Source organism: Curtobacterium sp. MCPF17_018 (genome assembly GCF_003234135.1).
Classification (GTDB): Bacteria; Actinomycetota; Actinomycetes; order Actinomycetales; family Microbacteriaceae; genus Curtobacterium; species Curtobacterium flaccumfaciens.
Genome location: NZ_QKSJ01000005.1, coordinates 1 through 18,601, shown reverse-complemented (window position 1 = coordinate 18,601; position 18,601 = coordinate 1). Strand labels below are relative to the sequence as shown.

The following is an 18,601-nucleotide window of genomic DNA, read 5'->3' as shown; positions in this document are numbered from 1 at the left end:
AGCACCGCGAGAACCGGTAGCGGTCGTTCGACGTGGTGCGAGGCGTCGTCCGGCTCGGCTGGAGCGACCTGTGGAACGAGGTCGCGTTCCGGCAGGAGTTGCGCAGGGCCAACGTTCCGATGCGGCGCTGAAGCTCGCACCGCACGAGGTGCTCGGGCGGAGTGTGCGAGGTTCCCACCACCGTGCAGGGCCGCGAGGCCACCACGCTGCGCGGAACCTCGCACCCCGCGGGCACAGCCCGCGCTGCGGCTCTCACCGTTCACGGGGGCGTCACCTGCGGTTCGCCCTGGTCCGGGAACATGCGCGGATGACGACGAGTCCGCCGGTCCCCGTCACGCAGGTGGTCCCGGCCAGCCCGGACGGGAGGCCCGGCGTGCGTCCGCCACGCCTCGTCGCCCATCGCGGTGCACCGCGTGTCCGGCGTGAGAACACCCTGCCCGCCATCGCGGTCGCCGAGGCGCTCGGCGCCGAGGTGATCGAGGTCGACGTCCGCCGCACCGCCGACGGCGTCGCCGTCTTGCTGCACGACGAGACCCTCGGCCGGATGTGGGGCGACGCCCGCCGGGTGTCCGACGTCGACTGGTGCGACGTCGCCCGGCTCGGCAATGGCCTCGACCGGATCCCGCGGCTCGACGGTGCGCTCGAACGGCTCGACGGGTGTCGGTCGACCCTGCTCGTCGACCTGACCGACGCCGAGGACGCCCTGGTCGCCGCCCGCACCGTCGCGGGATTCACCGGCTCCACCGCGGTGGCCTGGTGCGGGGCGCCGGCGGCGATGGCGACGGTCCGCTCCGTGCTGCCCGACGCCGACGTCTGGCTGGCGTGGGAGTCGCTCGACCCGCCCGTGTCGGCGGACCTCGAGGCGCTCGACCCGTCGACGCTCAACCTCGACGTCGCGTTCCTCACCCCGCAGACCGTCGAGGTCGCGCACGCCCTGGGCCTGCGCGTCGCCGTCTGGACCATCGACGACGTCGAGCCCGCCGTCTGGGCAGCCCGGCTCGGTGTCGACTCGATCACCACGAACGACGTCGGGTCCATCGGAGCGGCCCTGTCGGCGGCCGAGCGCGACGGCTGGCCCGAGCGCGACCGCGAGCCCACCGAGACCGAGGTCGCCTCGCGCGCCCAGGCCCTGGCCCACCGCATCGCCCACGAGGTCATCGCCTACACGCGCGAACACCCGGTCAGCGAGGTCCACACCAAGGCGAACCCCGCCGACCTGGTCACCGACGTCGACCGCCTGGTGGAGCAGCACGTCCGCTCCCGCGTGCGGATGGTGTTCCCGACGCACGGGTTCACCGGCGAGGAGTACGGCGAGGCCCCCGGCGACCGGCACCGCTGGTTCCTCGACCCGGTCGACGGCACCACCAACCTGGCGAACGGCGTGCCCTCAACCTCGATGTCGCTCTGTCTGACCCGTGGCGGCCGTCCGCTCGTCGGCGTCGTCGCGGACCCCTGGCGCGGCGAGGTGCTCGAGGCCCGACGTGGCCGGGGCGCCACCCTGCGCGACCGCCAGCTCCGACTCGACGACACACCCCGGCCGCTCGCCGGCGCCGTCGTCGGCACCGAGCTCGACGGACACCGCCCGTGGCCGGGGTTCGGGGCGTTCCTCGACGCCCTGGCCGACCGGTCGTGCACGCTCCGGGTCCAGGGATCGGGCACGTTGACGATCGCCCAGGTCGCGGCCGGGCGGGGGATCGGCGGCTGCGTCTCGGCGTTCGACCCGGTCGACCACGGCGCCGCGGTGCTGCTCGTGCACGAGGCCGGGGGCGTCGTGCTGACGCCGTCCGGCCCCGTGGAGGGTTTCCCGCCCGTGGGGGAGCCGTTCCTCGTGGCGCACCCGGGGGCCGCGGACGAGCTGCACGCGGTGTGGACGGCGGCGCTCGCTGCTGGGTGAGCCGCGGCGCTCCCGGCCGACTCTGAGCGGGCGCTCAGTCATCCGACGCCGGGGGTTCGTAGTGTTGCAGTCCACGACGGGTCCGACCGGACCCACCGTGCACCCGAAGGAGCATCGACCATGGGATTCCTCGACCGCCTGCTCGGACGTCCGGAGCGTGACCGATCCGCTGACGGACAGCAGAACCAGTGGGGGCAGCCGCAGCAGCAGCAGGGCTACCGGTACGGCCAGCAGTCCTACCAGCAGCCGGCACCGTCCGCACAGCAGGGCGGCCAGTACGGCGTCCCGCAGTGGGGCGGTGCACCGACGCAGCAGCAGGGCGCGACGACCGACGACGAGCGTGCTGTCGAGCGCTACCGCTACCTGCTCCGCACGGCACCGCCGGAGCGCATCGAAGAGGTCCACGCCGAGGCCTTCGCCAAGCTGACCGACGAGCAGCGCCGCATGGTCTACGACGAGTTCACCCGGACCGCGCCTCCCGGTGAGGCGCCCCGTGGCGACGACCCCCGCTCGCTCGCCCAGTCGGCGACCCGCTCCGAGATCCGCCAGCCGGGGTTCATGGAGCGCTCGCTCGGCGGCGTCGGCGGTGGCGGCGGACGCTTCGGCGGCCAGCGCGGCGGCCCGTCCTTCGGCAGCATGATCGGTGCCTCGATCCTCGGGACGGTGGCCGGCTACGTCATCGGTTCGGCGATCATGAGCGCGTTCCTGCCCGACCCCGGATCGTTCGATGGCGGTACCGACGCTGCGGGTGACGGTGGTTCGGAGGACACTGGTGCTGAATCCGGCGATGCCGGGGCGTCCGACGGCGGCGCATCCGACGGCGGCGGCTTCGACAATGCGGGCTGGGGCGACAGCGGATCCGACTTCGGCGGTGGCTTCAGCGACTTCGGTGGTGGTGACTTCGACGTCTGAGTGACGTCCGTCGCTCCGCCGGACCCCCGGGTACCCACCGTGTCTGACGAAGGAGCGACATGGCCATCATCGAAGCCTCCGGGCTGACCAAGACCTACAAGTCGAAGTCCGGGCCGGTGCACGCGCTGGCCGGACTCGACCTGTCGGTGCCGCAGGGCACCGTGAAGGCACTGCTCGGGCCGAACGGCGCGGGCAAGACCACGGTGGTGAAGGTGCTCACCACCCTCATCACGCCGGACTCGGGCACCGCGACGATCGACGGCATCGACGTGATCGCCGACCCGCAGGCCACTCGGCGGTCCATCGGGGTGTCCGGGCAGTACGCGGCGGTCGACGAGAACCTGACCGGGTTCGAGAACCTCGAGATGATCGGGCGGCTCTACCACCTGGGCCGCAGGACGGCGCGCGATCGTGCCCGCGAGCTCATCGACGTCTTCGACCTGTCCGAGGCGGGGGACCGTCCGGTGAAGGGCTTCTCCGGCGGCATGCGGCGACGCATCGACCTCGCCGGGGCGCTGGTGATGAACCCGCGCGTGCTGTTCCTCGACGAGCCGACGACGGGCCTCGACCCCCGCAGCCGGCTGGCGCTCTGGGGCATCATCGAGGACCTCGTGGCCGAGGGCGCGACGGTGCTCCTCACCACCCAGTACCTGGAAGAAGCCGACCGGCTCGCCGACGACATCGCGGTCATCGACGACGGGGCGGTCATCGCCGAGGGCACCGCGGACCAGCTCAAGGCGCAGGTCGGCGGGCACCGGGTGGTCGTGACCCTGGTCGACGAGGCCGACGGCGACGCGGCGACCACGGTGCTGCTCCGCTACGGGGTCGGCGAGGTCGAGGCCTCGGGCGACGGCCGCACCCGTGCCATCGCGGTGGAGGCCGGTCCGGCAGCCCTGCAGCGCGTGCTCGCCGACCTGGGCGAGGCCGGCATCGAGCTCCACGACGCCGGCATGCGACGCCCGACCCTCGACGACGTCTTCCTCCGCCTGACCGGACACGCGGCGACGGACGACGCCGCCGACGAACCCGCGGCCACCAAGCAGAAGGAGACGGCACGATGACCACCACGTCCCTCGCGCCGGGCCGCCAGCTGCCCGTCGTCGTCACCTCGCCGCTCGCCGTCTGGGTCGAGGACGGCTGGACCGTCACCAAGCGGAACCTCATCAAGCTCAAGCGGTCGCCGGACATGCTCGTGTTCGCCGTGCTGCAGCCGATCATGTTCGTGCTGCTGTTCAGCCAGGTGTACGGCGGCGCCATCCAGGTGCAGGGCACCGACTACACGCAGTTCCTGATGGCGGGGATCTTCGCGCAGACCGTGGTGTTCGGTGCGACGTTCTCCGGGTCGGCGATGGCGCAGGACCTGAAGGAAGGGCTGATCGACCGGTTCCGCACGCTGCCGATGTCGGCGTCCGCGGTACTGGTCGGGCGCACCAACTCCGACCTCGTCCTCAACTCGATCTCGATGGCGATCATGATGCTCACCGGCCTGGCGGTCGGGTGGCGGGTGAACTCGTCGCCGCTCGAGTTCTTGGCCGGCATCGCCCTGCTGCTGCTGTTCAGCTACGCGTTCAGCTGGGTCATGGCGCTGCTCGGCATGAGCGTCAAGACGCCCGAGGTCATCAACAACGCCTCGTTCATGATCCTGTTCCCGCTGACGTTCATCTCGAACGCGTTCGTGCCGAGCGACACCCTGCCGCTGGTGCTGCGCGTGTTCGCGGAGTGGAACCCGGTGTCGTCGCTCGTGCAGGCCGCGCGGGAGCTGTTCGGCAACGTCGGGTCCGCGCCGGTGCCGGACATCTGGACGATGCAGCACCCCGTGCTGACGGTGCTGATCGGCATCGCCGTGATGCTCGTGGTGTTCGTCCCGTGGGCGGTCAACAAGTACACCCGCATCAGCGCGAAGTGAGGCCGGCGTGGGCGGTCAACAAGGCTGCGCCATCCCCCCGCATCAGCGCGAAGTGAGGCCGGCGTGGGCGCTCAGAGCAGCTTGCGCTGCAGCGCCCACGCGGTCAGCTCGTGCCGGTTCGACAGCTGGAGCTTCCGCAGGACCTTCGACACGTGTGTCTCGACGGTCTTCACCGAGATGAACAGCTCCGTCGCGACCTCCTTGTAGGCGTACCCACGCGCGATGAGCCGCATGACCTCCTGCTCGCGGGCAGACAGGCGGTCCAGCTCGGCGTCGTGCTGCGCCGTCTCGCCGCTGACCGCTCCGAAGGCGTCGAGCACGAAGCCGGCCAGGCGCGGCGAGAACACCGCGTCCCCGTCCGCCACACGGGCCACGGCCTCGGCGACCTCGGCACTCGACGAGCTCTTCGTGATGTACCCGCGGGCGCCGGCGCGGATGACCCGCACCACGTCGTCGGCGGCGTCCGACACGCTCAACGCGAGGAACCGGGTGTCCGGGTTCTCCGGTGCCGACCGCGTGATCACCTCGGCGCCGCCGCCGCCGGCGCCGCCCGGCAGGTGCACGTCGAGCAGGACGACGCGCGGGCGCGTGGCCGCGACGAGCGTCACGGCTTCGTCGACGGTCGCCGCCTCACCCACGACCTGGAGGCCCGGTGGCAGCCCGGCGCGCACGCCGGCTCGGAAGATGGAGTGGTCGTCGACGATCGCGAGCGTCAACGGGGCGGGCTCGGTCATGCGTGCTCCTCGTCGTGGGCCGCGGGTGCGAGCGGCAGGGTCAGCCGGACCTCGGTGCCGGTGCGGCCCGGCCCCGGCGCGATGGTCGCGTGGCCGCCGAGGCGCTGCATCCGGCCGATGATCGACTCGCGGACGCCGTACCGGCCCGCCGGCACCGAGTCGACGTCGAAGCCCGGGCCGCGGTCACGGATGCTGAGCTCGACCCGGTCGCCGGCGGTCTCGGCGTACACGCTCACGGTCCCGCCGGCGTGCCGGGCGGCGTTGAGCATCGCCTCGCGGGCGGCGGCGACGAGCCCGTCCGGCAGGTCGCTGCGGGCGGGTCCGACCGCGATGACCTCGATGCGGGCGGGGTACTCGGCCTCGATGTCCACGGCCGCGTCCCGCAGCTGCGTGCCGAGGTCGCGCGCCGGTTCCGCCTGCTCGGTGAAGAGCCAGGACCGTAGCTCGCGCTCCTGCGCCCGCGCCAACCGCGCCGCGTCCGAACCCGGCTCGGCCTTCTGCTGGATGAGGGCGAGGGTCTGCAGCACCGAGTCGTGCAGGTGCGCCGCGAACTCGGCCCGCTCGAGGTCGCGGACGCGGGCGGCGCGTTCCTCGGCGAGGTCGCGGACGAGTCGGACCACCCACGGGGCGACGACGACCGCGACCCCGACCAGGACGGCCACCGCGGCGGTGAGGACCGTCCAGACGTTCGGGCGGCTGCTCGTCGTGAAGAACAACAGGATGCCGAGGACGACGAGCACCAGGGCTCCGAGCGCCCGGACGACCAGGGCGGACGACCCGGCGGTGCGGACGTTGCGGAGCGCGTCGAACTGCCGCCAGGCGAGTGCGGCGCCGGTGACGACCACGACGGCGGGCACGACGACCTCGAGGGGGACCGCCGCGCCCATCCGTGCCGCGACGACGGCGCCGGCGGCCACGAGCAGGGCCACGCCGAGCAGGATCTCGACGACCGGGGCGCGCCGGGCGGACGCGGTGGCCTCGTCCTGGTCGACGTCGGCGGCAGGAGTCAGCACGGACTTGAGCGGTGCGCTCCCGGCGGTTGCCCCGGCGGCAGCGCTCGGCACGGTCGCCCAGAGCCAGGCGTAGAGCAGCAGCCCGGCGCCGCCGCAGACCACCAGGACCACGGTGGCGAGTCGGACGGCCCCGACCGGCAGCCCGGTGTGCGCTGCGAACCCGCTGCAGACCCCGCCGACGACCCTGGGGGTCGGGCGCGTCATCGTCGCGGTGGCCATGGGGCAATCCTGGCACCCGGACGGCGGTCGCAGCAGGGTCCGGGGCCGGGATCAGGGACCGGTCAGGGGGAACCCCGATGGTGTCGGCGCAGCACTGCCGGGATGCTGGTGGCCATGACCGATCACCAGCACGACTCCGCTCCCGGCGCCGCCGCCGGCAGCGCCGACTCGACGACCCGGTTCTTCGACTGGGTCCGCGGCCTCGGCATCGCGCGCACCGACGACCGCTGGCTCGCCGGCGTGTGCGGTGCCGTCGCCCGCCGCACCGGGCTCGACCCCCTCGTGGTCCGCGGCGTGACGATCGTCGTCGCGCTGCTGGGCGGGCCGGTCTTCCTCGCATACGCCGTCGGCTGGGCGCTGCTGCCCGACACCGCCGGACGCATCCACGTCGAACGGATGATCCGCGGGGTCCTCGACCCGGCGCTCATCGCGATCGGCGCGCTCGCGGCACTGACCTTCGTGCCCGCGGCCCGGGGTCTCTGGTGGCAGGGGGTCCCGGACGCCTGGGGGATGCCCGGGTGGCTCGAGGCGACCCTGGCCACGGCTTGGAGCATCGTGCTCGTCGGCGGGATCGTGTGGCTCATCGTGGTCCTGGCCCGACGCGGGGTGGACGGCGACCGGACCACGAGCACCGGCACCGACCCGACCGCTGCACCGCGGGGCGACTTCTGGACCAGCCCCGACCGGCCGCGCCCGGCACGAGCCGCGTGGACCGCGGAGGCGACCGGTGCGACGGACGCGGGACGGGCCTCCTGGCAGTGGGACGTGCCGGCGAGCCCCGAGGACCGGCGACGGCGGAACGAGGAGCGGCTGCGCGCGGAACGGGAGCGGACGGCCGAGTGGCGTGCCGTGCGGTCGGAGCGACGCCCCGGGGCGGCGTACGTGGCGGTGTCCCTCGGACTCGCGCTCGTCGCCGGAGCCGGTGTGGCGGTCTGGGCGCAGCAGGTCGGGTGGTCCGTCCCGGTCCTCGGGATCGCGGCCGCGCTCGCGGTGCTGGCGGTCGCGACGATCGTCGCCGGGATCCGCGGCCGTGACGACGGCGTGCTCGGACTGTTCTCGACGGTCGCCGCGGTGGCCCTGGTGGTCACCGGGGTCCTGCCCGCCGGCACCCAGGTCTCGCTCATCGGCGGCACCACGTGGCAGGTCGAACGCGCCGCGTCGGGGACCGAACGGGACTTCGCGATGCTGGCCGGCGGTCCCACGCTGGACCTCCGCGGACTCGAGCCGTCGGCGGTCGGGGGCGACGTGCACCTGTGGTTGGGTGCCGGCGGAGCCGAGGTGCTGCTGCCGACCGACCTGCCGGTGCGGGTCGAGGTGAGCGGTGTCGGCTACGGGATCGACACCGGCGGAGGCGACGACGACGGCGCCGGCGGGGTGCTCCGGACCACCACGCTCGAGAACCGGGCGGCACGCACGGCCGATGCGGACGAGACGACGACGGTGCACCTGTGGGTACTCGGCGGTGGCGTCGAGGTGCCGCGGGCGTTCACGGTCGGCGAGTGAGGAGCGGGACGATGACGACGGACAGCACGACCAACGACAACCCGACGAACGACGGCACGACGAACGACGAGGCGACGGCACCGGTGGCCTCCCCGGTGGCCCCGGACGGGCCTGCCTGCCGGCCCCGACGCGGTGGCGCACGCTTCGGCACGATCCTCTGGGGCGTGCTGCTCCTGGTGTTCGCCGGAGCGATGGCCGTGAGTGCGCTGCCGATGTTCTCAGTGGACACCACGACCCTGCTGTTGGCCGCCTGCATCGCCGCCGGTGTGCTGCTGGTCGTGGCGGGGATCGTGGCGGCCCTGTCCCGCACACAGCGCTAGTCGGACCGCTCGGTGCACAGGGCTGTCCGGGTGTGCACGGGGGTCACCCGGACGGCTTAGCATCATCCACGTGACCGCGACAGACGCCGAGCGGGCCGCCCAGCGCGACGCCACCGAGCAGCCCCTCGACCGCAGCACCCGCCTGCGCCGGTGGATGCTGCACGGGGCCGACCAGGGTGCCTCCCACCAGGGCCCGCACCAGGTCGAGGTCGAGAAGACCCACCCGTGGTGGCGGGTCATGTGCCTGACCGGCGTCGACTACTTCTCCACCCTCGGGTACCAACCCGCCATCGCCGCGCTCGCCGCGGGTCTGCTGTCGCCGATCGCGACGATCGTCCTCGTGCTCGTCACGCTGTTCGGGGCGCTGCCGGTCTACCGCCGGATCGCCCACGACAGCTTCCGGGGCGCCGGGTCGATCATGATGCTCGAGAAGCTCCTGCCGTGGTGGGCGGGCAAGCTCCTCGTGCTGGTGTTGCTCGGGTTCGCCGTGACGGACTTCATGATCACGATGACCCTTTCGGCGGCCGACGCCACGGCGCACATCGCCGAGAACCCGTACACGCCGCACTGGTTCACCGAGATCCCGGTGCCGCTCACCCTGGCGCTGCTGCTCCTGCTCGGCATCGTGTTCCTGCGCGGGTTCAAGGAGGCCATCGGCATCGCGGTCGGCCTCGTCGCGGTGTTCCTCGCCCTGAACGCGGTCGTCATCATGGTCTCGCTCTGGCACGTGTTCGAGAACCCGATGGTGGCGAGCGACTGGTGGTCCGGGCTGACGGCACAGCACAGCAACCCGCTCGTGATGGTCGGCATCGCCCTGATCGTGTTCCCGAAGCTCGCGCTCGGGCTCTCCGGCTTCGAGACCGGCGTCGCGGTGATGCCGCAGGTCCGCGGCGACGCCAGCGACGACACCAGCGACCGACCCGAGGGTCGGATCCGCGGCACCAAGCGACTGCTGACCGTCGCGGCGCTCATCATGAGCTCGTTCCTCATCACGTCGTCGATCGTGACGACGTTCCTCATCCCGCAGCACGAGTTCCAGCCGGGCGGTGGTGCGAACGGGCGTGCCCTGGCGTACCTGGCGCACGAGTACATGGGCGGGGTCTTCGGGTCGATCTACGACTTCTCCACCGTCGCCATCCTGTGGTTCGCGGGCGCGAGCGCGATGGCGGGGCTCCTCAACCTGGTGCCGCGGTTCCTGCCCCGCTACGGCATGGCGCCGCAGTGGGCGCGTGCGGTGCGTCCCCTCGTGATCATCTTCACGCTCATCGCGTTCGTCATCACGATCATCTTCCAGGCCGACGTCGACGCCCAGGGCGGCGCCTACGCCACCGGCGTGCTGGTGCTCATCACGAGTGCCGCGGTCGCGGTGACGCTGTCCGCGCGCCGCAAGCAGCAGCGCAAGCGCACCATCGCGTTCGGTGTGATCTCGGTCGTGTTTGTCTACACCACGGTCGCCAACGTCATCGAGCGGCCCGACGGCGTCCGGATCGCCGCGATCTTCATCATCGCGATCGTCGTGGTGTCGCTCGTCTCGCGCGTGCGGCGTTCGTTCGAGCTCCGAGCGTCGTCGATCGAGCTCGACGCGACCGCCCGGCAGTTCGTCGAGGCCGATGCCGACCAGTTCAGTTCGGTCTGCATCATCGCGAACGAACCCGGTGCCGGCACGGCCGAGGCGTACCGGGCGAAGGGGCGCGAGGAACGCCGCGACTCCGGCATCCCGGCCCGCGTGCCGACGATGTTCCTCGAGGTCCTGCCCGCCGACTCCTCCGACTTCGAAGAGGACCTGGTGGTCGAAGGCCACGTCATCCACGGGTTCCGCGTGCTCAAGGTCCGTTCCGGCAACGTCCCGAACACCATCGCGTCGACGCTCCTCGCCATCCGCGACATCGCCGGGGTGGTGCCGAGCATCTACTTCGAGTGGAACGAGGGCAGCCCGATCCGGAACGCCCTGCGCTTCGTGTTCACCGGCGCCGGCGACGTCGCCCCGGTGACGCGCGAAGTCCTGCGCGAAGCGGAACCCGAGGTCAACCGACGGCCGAGCGTCCACGTCTCGTGAGCCGCACACCGGGCGCGGGGCGTGCCTCCAGGCCCGTCGGCGGCCTGGCCGCGATCGCGGTCGCCGCGGCGGTGTGGGGCACCACCGGGACCGCGACGCACTTCGCGCCCGGTGTGCCGGCGTTCGTGTTCGGTGCGGTCACCTTCGGGCTCGGCGGCCTCGTGCTCGCCGCGACCGCGGGCCGGGGCACGCTGCGTGCCGTCGCGCAGCGCCGGACCCGCGGCTGGGCACTGCTCGGTGCCGCTTCGCTCGTGGTCTACGCGGTCGCGTTCTACGCGGCCCTCGCCGACGCCGGGGTCGCGCTCGGCACGACCCTGGCCATCGGCTCGTCGCCCGTCTTCGCCGGGCTGGTCGAGTGGGTCGCCGACCGCAGACGCGTCACCCGCCGGTGGGTCCTCGCCACCCTGGTGAGCGTGGTCGGCATGGTCGTCGTCACCCTCGCGCGCTCCGAGCACGACGGCGGCGGGCGGTCGCTCGCGGTCGGCGTCGGCAGCGCCCTGGTCGCCGGTCTGACGTACGCGCTGTACTCGTGGGCGGTGGCGCGGGGGATGCACGCCGCGACGAGCCGGATGCCGATCGCCGTCGGTCGCGCGGAGTCCGACAGCATGCGCGTCGGCGGGGACGTCGGGGTCGCCGCCGCACGGGCTGCCCGCGGGCCGAACGAACGCGGGCTCGTCGGCGCGGTGTTCGGGGTGGCCGCGGTGCCGCTCGTCGTGCTCGCCGTGGCGGCGGGCGGGCCGTTCCTGACCGACGCCGATAACTGGCCGGTGTTCCTGTACCTGGCGCTGGTGCCGACGGTGATCGGCCACTCGCTGTACGCGCTCGGGCTCCGGACGGTGACGGCGTCGGTCGCGACACTGCTGTCCCTGCTCGAGCCCGTCGTGGCCGCGGTCCTGGCGGTGCTCGTGGTGGGAGAGCGCCTGGGGCTCGGCGGATGGGCCGGCATCGTGCTGGTGGTGGCCGGGCTGTCCGTGCTGGCGCTGCCCGGGCGGCGGGCCCGCTGACGAGCAGCGGCGCCCCCGCGTCAGTCGGACCGGCGCCGACCCGGGAACGCCCGTCAGCCGTCCAGGATCTGGTCCCGCACCTTCCGCCGCAGCACCTTGCCGATCATCGAACGCGGCAGGTCCTCGACCACGACGACCCGGCGCGGCACCTTGTACGCCGCCAGGTGCTCGCGTGACCAGGCGCGGAGCGCGGCCCCGTCGAACGTCGCGGGGTCCTTCGGCACGACCGCGGCGACGACCTGCTCGTTGCCGCCCTGCGTGATGCCGACGACCGCGACCTCCTTGACGCTGGGGTGCTTCAGCAGGGTGTCCTCGACCTCGGACGGTGACACGTTGAAGCCGCCGGTGATGATGAGTTCCTTGAGGCGGTCGACGATCCGGACGTACCCGTCGGCGTCGATGGCCACGATGTCGCCGGTGCGGAACCAGCCGTCGGGCGTGAAGACCTCGTCGGTGGCCTCGGCCTTGCCCCAGTAGCCGCGGAACACCTGCGGGCCACGGACCTGCAGTTCGCCGGGCTCGTCGATGCCGAGCACCTTCGTGTCGTCGTCGGGGTCGACCACGCGCGCCTCGGTGGAGGACAGCGGCAGGCCGATCGATCCGAGTCGACGCTCGGGGGAGACCGGGTTGGCCATCAGGACCGGGGAGCACTCGGACAGGCCGTAGCCCTCGACCAGGTAGCCCTCGGTCCGGGCCTCCCACGGCTCGACGATGTCCTGCGACAGCGGCATGGCGCCGGAGATGCCGATCTCGATGCCCTTGAGCGACACCTTCGCCGAGTCGGCCGCGTGCTGCAGCCGGGCGTAGATCGGCGGCACGGCCGGCAGGAACGTCGGCGGGTGTCGCTTGATCGCCGTCAGGACCAGGGCGGGGTCGAACGCGGGGAAGAGCACGAGCCGCGAGGCCATGCTCATCGCGAAGGTCAGGCAGAGCGTCAGGCCGTAGGCGTGGAACATCGGCAGCACCGCGTACACGACGTTGTCGCCGCGGCGGATCTGCGGCACCCACGCACGGGCCTGCGCGGCGTTCGCCAGCAGGTTCCGGTGGCTCAGCACCGCACCCTTCGGGGTCCCGGTCGTGCCGGACGTGTACTGGATCAGCGCGACGTCGTCGGTGGCCGGCCGCGGGTGCCGCTTCGACAGCTTGCGGGTGTCGGCGAGGTCGTCCCACTTGACCGTGCCGCGCACCTTCGCCGTCAGCTTCGCGCGGGACTCGCGGGCCTTCGCGACCGGCAGGGCCAGGGCGAGCCGGGTGCTCCGGGGCATGGCACGGGTGATGTCCACCGAGACGATCGCGTCGAGGTGCACGTCGGCCGGGAAGTCCTGCAGCGTCGCGACGGACTTGTCCCACGCGATGGCGACCTTGGCCCCGTGGTCCTCGAACTGGTGACGGAGCTCGCGTGGCGTGTACAGCGGGTTGTGTTCGACCACGATGGCACCGAGCCGCAGCACCGCGTAGAACGCCACGATGTGCTGCGGGCAGTTCGGCAGGACGATGGCGACGCGGTCACCCGCTCCCACGCCGAGCTTCCGCAGGCCGTTCGCCGCGCGGAGGATCTGCTCCTCGAGGTCGGCGTAGCTCGTCGTGCGCTTGAAGAACTCGAGGGCGACCTGCCCGGGGAACTTCCGGGCCGACTGCTCGACCAGGTCGTACAGGGAACCACTCTGTTCCTCGATGTCGTGCGGGACCCCCGGGGCGTACGAGGCAAGCCAGGGACGAGGCGTGTCGATGCTCACCCGACCCAACCTAGTGGGCGACCCCCGTGCACGCTGGGAGGGCCACTTTGCGCGATGTCACCCCCACGCCCAGGTGACGGACGGAACATGACGACATGTCCGCTGTCTCCGACGTGTTCCGGTCCCGCCTCAACCAGACGTTCACGGGCGGTTCGACCGGTACGGAAGCCTGGATGGACGACCTGGAACACGGAACCGACGCGGGCTTCTTCGGTCCGGGCTCCGCCACGTGGGCGGTGCACGGCGGCAGCCACGGCATCGTCGCCGGCGTGCGGGCACTGCTCGTCCAGGCGCTGCACCCCGGCGCGCTCGCCGGTGTCGCCGACCACTCCCGGTACCGCGAGGACCCGTTCGGTCGCCTCGCGGGCACCAGCCGGTGGATCGCCACCGTCACGTACGGCGACCGGCAGACCGCCCGCAGCGGCAGCGACTGGGTGCTCCGCCTGCACGAGCGGGTCCGTGGGCAGTACGTCGACGCGCACGGCACGACCCGCCCCTACGCGGCCAACGACCCGGACCTGGCGCGCTGGGTACACCTCGCCTTCACCGACGCGTTCCTCCGCGCCGCCCAGCGCTGGGGAGGCCCGATCCCCGGGGGCGCCGACGCCTACGTCCGCGAGTGGGCGGAGGCCGGGCGCCTCATGCGCATCGTCGACCCGCCCGAGTCCGAGGCGGAGCTCCGTGCCCAGATGAACGGGTACCTGGACCGCGGCGAACTCCTGGTGGACTCGCGCACCCGGGACGTCGTCCGGTTCATCAAGGACCCGCCGCTGTCCCGCCTGCTGCGCCCCGGCTACCGGGCGGTGTTCCAGGGTGCCGTGTCCACGCTCGACCCGCGGCACCGGTCGCTGCTCGGACTCCGAGCGCCGGTCGTCGGCCCGGTGGAGCTGCCGGTCGTGCGGACCACGAAGCTCGTGCTCGACGGGATCGGCGCGGTGCTCGACGACCAGACCGGTTCCGAACGGGCCGCGCGGCGGCGCATCGCGCGGCTGCAGCGCGCTGACGGCAGCGCGGTCGCCTGACCACGGCGGTCACCGCGACAACCTGACGGACGGGAGGCACGGTGCCAGCTGGCACCGTGCCTCCCGTCCGCTCGTGGGGGCGTCAGAAACCCGACGGCACCCGGGGCGTGTAGGCGGACTCGAGTCGCGTGACCTCGTCGTCGGTGAGCGTCAGCGACGCTGCGGCCACCGCGTCGTCGATGTGGTGCTCCTTCGTCGCGCCGACGATGGGCGCGGAGACCGCGGACTTGCCAGCGACCCAGGCCAGGGCGACCTGCGCCATCGGGACGCCGCGCTCGGTGGCGACGGCCTCGACCGCGTCGACGATCGCACGGTTGGCGTCCTCGTCCTGCTTGTAGAGGGTCTTGCCGAACTCGTCGGTCTGCGCACGCGAACCCGACCCGGAGGCGTCCCAGGGGCGGGTGACGCGGCCGCGGGCGAGGGGGCTCCACGGGATCACGCCGACGCCGGTGTGCTCGCAGAAGGGGAGCATCTCGCGCTCCTCCTCGCGTTCGAGCAGGTTGTACTGGTCCTGCATGCTGACGAACTTCGTCCAGCCGTGGCGTTCCGCGGTGTGCTGCATCTCGGCGAACTGCCACGTCCACATGCTGCTCGCGCCGATGTAGCGCGCCTTGCCGGCCTTCACGACGTCGTGCAGGGCCTCCATGGTCTCCTCGACCGGCGTCACCGGGTCGAAGCGGTGGATCTGGTACAGGTCGACGTAGTCCGTGCCCAGCCGGGTCAGGGAGGCGTCGATCTCGTGCATGATCGCCGCGCGGGACAGCCCGGCTCCGTTCCGGCCGGGACGCATCCGGTTGAAGACCTTCGTGAAGACCTGGACGTCCTCGCGCGGAGCCAGCTCGGCCAGGAGCGTGCCGGTGATCTCCTCGCTGCTGCCGTCCGAGTAGACGTTCGCGGTGTCGAAGGTCGTGATGCCGGCCTCGAACGCGCGGCGGACGAACGGGCGGGCCTCGTCGATGCCGACGCTCCAGGCGTGTGAGCCCCGGTCCGGGTCGCCGTACGACATCATGCCGAGGACGACGCTGCTGATCTCGAGCCCCGAGTTGCCGAGGCGCTTCGTGTCGGTGGTCATGCAGTCACTCTGGCATCGCGGCCTGTGACGGCCAGCAGGCGGACCTGGAGCGGGGAGTCCTCGGTGACGTCGACCGGGGGTGCGTAGAGGCCGGTGGCGGCGAGGTCCTCGATCTGCGGCTCGAAGTACTCCCACACGGCGCGGACGAGCTCGTCGGGCAGGGACTCCTCGGTGCCGGTCGCCCGGGCGAGGTCCCACGTGTGGATCGTGATGTCGCTCGTCTGCTCGGTGAGGTACTGCGCGGCGGGCACGACGTCGGTGCTGAGGTGCACGGGGGTGTCCTGCGGCGCGTTCCGCCAGGCGTCGGTCGCGGCGGTGGCGAAACGGTGCCACTCGGCCACCAGGTCGTCGCCGATCGGCTCGAGGTCGGCCTGGGCCTGGGCGTAGTCGCACCCGGTCAGGAGCTTCGGGATCCAGCGCTGCTCGTCGACGACGTGGGCGACGAGGTCGCGGGTGGTCCACTCGGAGTCGGGGGTGGGGGCGTCCCAGTCGGTGACGGCGGCGACGCGGCGGCCGAACTCGGCTGCCGCGAGGGCCTGCATCGCGATCCAGTCGGTGGCCATGGTGGTGCTCCTGTTCGTCGTGCGGGCGTGTGCTCTCGGTGCAACTCGGGGTCCGGAGTGCGGATTCCCCTCGCTGCTGTCGTACAGGCCAACGTTACGCGGGGGCGGCGCGTGGCCGTCGCTCTTCCGCTCGTTCCCGCTGTCTCCCTTGCCCTTGCCCTTGCCCTTGCCCTTGCCCCTGCCCTTGCCCCTGCGCCTGCCCCTGCCCCTGCGCCTGCCTGCGCTGCCCCTGCCCTACCCTGCCCTGCGCTGCGCTGCGCTTCCTCGTGCCTTCTTGCGCGAGCGGGCGAAATGCCGCACTTGTCGCCGCCGTGTCCCGGGCATTCCGCCCGCTCGGCCGCGCTTCCGATCTCGGCCGGTGTCGCTCGCACCCTCCGCTCAAGTCCTTGCGCGAGCGGGCGAAATGTCCGGCGCGCCACGGGGACCGGCCTGGTGTTTCGCCCGCTCGTGGCGTGGGGGTGGGCGTGGGCGCGGGTGTGATTGCGGCGATCGGTGTCGACTTCGGTGCCGGCATCGGCGAGCGGGCGGAATGCCTGACGAACCAGGACGAAGCTCCGGGTATTTCGCCCGCTCGTGGTCGGGGGACCGGCGCGGGCAACGGAGAACGCCCCGACTCCGTGTGGAGTCGGGGCGTTCTTCTCGGGTTCGGGGAGTGCCGCTCGGTGCCCTCAGTCAGGCGTCGAGTCAGAGGTGGCTCAGGCCGCCTGGAGGACGAACTGGACGTCGAGGTTGATCGTGACGTCGTTGCCGAGCGTGAAGCCGCCGGCCTCGAGCGCCGCGTTCCAGTTCACACCGAACTCGGTGCGGTCGATCTTCGTGGTTGCCTCGGCGCCGAACTTGACCTGGCCGTAGCCGTCCGTGGTGAACCCGCCGAGCTCGGCCTTGAGGACGACCGGCTTGGTGACGCCGCGCAGGGTCAGGTCGCCCGCGATGTGCAGGTCGTCGCCCTTCGCCTCGATGCTCGTGGAACGGAAGGTCAGCTGCGGGTGCTCCTCGGTCAGGAAGAAGTCGCTCGTCTTGAGGTGCTGGTCGCGCTGCTCCTGGCCGGTGTTGATCGACGCGACGTCGATGTTGGCCTCGACGGTCGACTCGAGCGGGTTCTCGGCGGTGACGACGGTGGCGTCGAAGGTCTCGAACTTGCCCTTGACCTTGCTGATGGCGAGGTGGCGGACCGAGAAGGTGACCTCGGAGTGGGTCGGGTCGATCTTCCAGGTGCCGGTCTTGTAGCCGGGAACGGTGTCAGCGGTGAGCGTCATGGTGGTCCTTCTTCCGAACGAGAGTCTGCGGTGCGACGCACTCCATGCGCCTGCATCGAGTTGATACTACGACAGTGTGCACGGTTTTGGTTGAAGCGTCAACCATTGTTCACCCAAGTGTCGCAAACCGCGTGTCGTGGGCTCCTCTGGCGCCGGCTTCGAGCAGCCGACGGATGCGGTGCACGAAACGCTCGACCCCGTGATCGAGGTCGTCTGCTGTTGCTCTGACGAGCCACCAGTCGACGTCCTTGAGGTGCTCGCCGCGCGTGAGGTCCTTTCGGAAGCTGGCTGGATCGGTGCGGTGCAGATCGCTCTCGTACTCGATCGCGACCCTGGCATCGGGGTAGGCGAGGTCCACACATGCGATCCACCGCCCGTCGACGACGACATCGTGGTTGAGCGCCGGTTCCGGGAGTCCGCGGCGGACGAGTGCCAGCCGTGTCCGGGTTTCTCCGGGAGACCGAGATCCCCTCCGGATCTCATCGAGCGCGAGGCGGAGCTTCACGATGCCGCGGATGCCGCGTCGTCGTCGGACGGCCTGGGCGAGTTCGTCGAGTGTCGTCCAGCCGAGCCACCCCACGAGCGCATCGCCCGCGACGATGAGTTCGTCGAGTGTCAGCATCGAGCCCAGTGCGACGAACGTATCGGCCGGAGTGGTCAGTGGCACTCCTCGTGCGATCGTCGCGCGGACTGACCCGTACCGGGCCCGGTGGCCGACCGCGCCGCGAACTCGGAGCGCTTGGTCGGTCCCGATCGTCGTGACGTGCAACCGCTGGTCGCGTTCGAGGCGACGGGGCAGCGGGACGCCGATGATCGCTGCTGCAGTGACATGGCTGAACACCTGATCGGGGCGGAGCCGAGGAGCGAGTGCTCTCGCACGGTCATCCACGGACTCCGGTGGGAACGCTGATCGGATGCCGTGGAACGGGCGGATGAGATCGCGAGCGTCGAGTCGGCCACGCGAAACGCCGCGGTGCAGCGCATCGCGTACTCGGAACGAAGCGTCGCGGAGTGCCATCGGGAGTCGCCGTCTCGCGGTCATCTCCACAGCGTGACGGCGAGCCGGTCTTGCGGACGGGAGTCGGGCCTCCTTTGTGGACGGCTGGCCCGCTCTCGCCGCTGTGGAGGGACGGTTGCTTCCGCGAGCGGGCGAAACGCCGTGCTTGCCGCCTGACCGAACGGCGGTGTTTCGCCCGTTCGCGCGGCCCGCTCGCCGACAGCTCGGGACCCGCTGCTCGGGACCCGCTGCTCGGGACCCGCTGCGCGGAAGCCGCCGCCGGGGTCGCGCCCGAGGCGAGCAGGCGAGCGGGCGAGCGGGCGACATGTCCGGGTGTGCCGTCGGGAGCACTCTGGCATTTCGCCCGCTCACGCGCCCCTGCCCCTGCCCCGCC

General features: G+C 72.0%; 16 protein-coding genes. 9 read left to right on the top strand and 7 right to left on the bottom strand.

What is annotated here, in order from left to right; genetic code table 11:
- Window positions 1-307: 307 nt before the first annotated feature.
- From DEJ27_RS07370 to DEJ27_RS07355, 4 genes are all read left to right on the top strand, one after another.
- Window positions 308-1,894, top strand: a complete 1,587-nt coding sequence (locus tag DEJ27_RS07370) for an inositol monophosphatase family protein (RefSeq protein WP_181430110.1) — start codon at window positions 308-310, stop codon at window positions 1,892-1,894.
- Window positions 1,895-2,014: 120 nt separating this feature from the next.
- Entirely contained in the window at window positions 2,015-2,806 is a 792-nt protein-coding gene (locus DEJ27_RS07365) for a hypothetical protein (protein ID WP_258370309.1), read from the top strand.
- Between the two features lie 59 nt (window positions 2,807-2,865).
- Window positions 2,866-3,867 (top strand): ATP-binding cassette domain-containing protein, encoded by a 1,002-nt coding sequence (locus tag DEJ27_RS07360; protein ID WP_111090623.1) that lies wholly within the window; start codon window positions 2,866-2,868, stop codon window positions 3,865-3,867.
- Window positions 3,864-4,712: an ABC transporter permease gene (locus DEJ27_RS07355; protein ID WP_051596514.1), complete on the top strand. Its 849-nt coding sequence runs from the start codon at window positions 3,864-3,866 to the stop codon at window positions 4,710-4,712. Before DEJ27_RS07360 ends, DEJ27_RS07355 begins: the two co-directional genes overlap by 4 nt.
- 71 nt (window positions 4,713-4,783) lie before the next feature.
- Here DEJ27_RS07355 and DEJ27_RS07350 read toward each other — a convergent pair whose 3' ends face one another.
- On the bottom strand, window positions 4,784-5,446 hold the full coding sequence (locus tag DEJ27_RS07350) for a response regulator transcription factor (protein WP_111090622.1): 663 nt from the start codon (window positions 5,444-5,446) through the stop codon (window positions 4,784-4,786).
- Window positions 5,443-6,678 (bottom strand): ATP-binding protein, encoded by a 1,236-nt coding sequence (locus tag DEJ27_RS07345; protein WP_111090621.1) that lies wholly within the window; start codon window positions 6,676-6,678, stop codon window positions 5,443-5,445. The genes DEJ27_RS07350 and DEJ27_RS07345 overlap by 4 nt, the downstream gene beginning before the upstream one ends.
- Window positions 6,679-6,792: 114 nt before the next feature.
- On the opposite strand from DEJ27_RS07345, the gene DEJ27_RS07340 reads away from it, so the two are divergent.
- The 4 genes from DEJ27_RS07340 (at window position 6,793) to DEJ27_RS07325 (ending at window position 11,561) form a co-directional block, all read left to right on the top strand.
- Complete coding sequence (locus tag DEJ27_RS07340; protein ID WP_181430109.1) at window positions 6,793-8,181, top strand: PspC domain-containing protein; 1,389 nt, start codon at window positions 6,793-6,795, stop codon at window positions 8,179-8,181.
- 11 nt (window positions 8,182-8,192) lie between these two features.
- A complete protein-coding gene (locus tag DEJ27_RS07335; protein ID WP_111090619.1) occupies window positions 8,193-8,501 on the top strand; it encodes a hypothetical protein in 309 nt (102 codons plus the stop codon).
- 154 nt (window positions 8,502-8,655) lie between these two features.
- The gene (locus DEJ27_RS07330; protein WP_258370021.1) at window positions 8,656-10,557 is read left to right on the top strand and encodes an amino acid transporter; all 1,902 of its coding nucleotides are present in this window, start codon (window positions 8,656-8,658) and stop codon (window positions 10,555-10,557) included.
- Window positions 10,554-11,561 (top strand): DMT family transporter, encoded by a 1,008-nt coding sequence (locus tag DEJ27_RS07325; protein ID WP_220035379.1) that lies wholly within the window; start codon window positions 10,554-10,556, stop codon window positions 11,559-11,561. The genes DEJ27_RS07330 and DEJ27_RS07325 overlap by 4 nt, the downstream gene beginning before the upstream one ends.
- Window positions 11,562-11,614: 53 nt before the next feature.
- Here DEJ27_RS07325 and DEJ27_RS07320 read toward each other — a convergent pair whose 3' ends face one another.
- Window positions 11,615-13,297, bottom strand: coding sequence for a long-chain-fatty-acid--CoA ligase (locus DEJ27_RS07320; RefSeq protein ID WP_111090618.1), 1,683 nt, complete (start codon window positions 13,295-13,297; stop codon window positions 11,615-11,617).
- 95 nt (window positions 13,298-13,392) lie between these two features.
- Between DEJ27_RS07320 and DEJ27_RS07315 the strand changes: the two genes are divergently transcribed.
- A complete protein-coding gene (locus tag DEJ27_RS07315) occupies window positions 13,393-14,319 on the top strand; it encodes an oxygenase MpaB family protein (RefSeq protein WP_111090617.1) in 927 nt (308 codons plus the stop codon).
- Window positions 14,320-14,401: 82 nt separating this feature from the next.
- Here the strand turns inward: DEJ27_RS07315 and DEJ27_RS07310 are convergent, their stop codons facing one another.
- The 4 genes from DEJ27_RS07310 to DEJ27_RS17450 all read right to left on the bottom strand — a co-directional run bounded on the left by DEJ27_RS07310 (window position 14,402) and on the right by DEJ27_RS17450 (window position 18,228).
- The gene (locus tag DEJ27_RS07310) at window positions 14,402-15,391 is read right to left on the bottom strand and encodes an aldo/keto reductase (protein ID WP_110862709.1); all 990 of its coding nucleotides are present in this window, start codon (window positions 15,389-15,391) and stop codon (window positions 14,402-14,404) included.
- On the bottom strand, window positions 15,388-15,954 hold the full coding sequence (locus DEJ27_RS07305; protein WP_027464629.1) for a TIGR03086 family metal-binding protein: 567 nt from the start codon (window positions 15,952-15,954) through the stop codon (window positions 15,388-15,390). The genes DEJ27_RS07310 and DEJ27_RS07305 overlap by 4 nt, the downstream gene beginning before the upstream one ends.
- A 695-nt stretch (window positions 15,955-16,649) precedes the next feature.
- Window positions 16,650-17,210: a YceI family protein gene (locus DEJ27_RS07295; RefSeq protein WP_027464630.1), complete on the bottom strand. Its 561-nt coding sequence runs from the start codon at window positions 17,208-17,210 to the stop codon at window positions 16,650-16,652.
- A 109-nt stretch (window positions 17,211-17,319) separates the two neighbouring features.
- Window positions 17,320-18,228 (bottom strand): hypothetical protein, encoded by a 909-nt coding sequence (locus DEJ27_RS17450; RefSeq protein ID WP_146238630.1) that lies wholly within the window; start codon window positions 18,226-18,228, stop codon window positions 17,320-17,322.
- Between the last annotated feature and the right edge of the window lie 373 nt (window positions 18,229-18,601).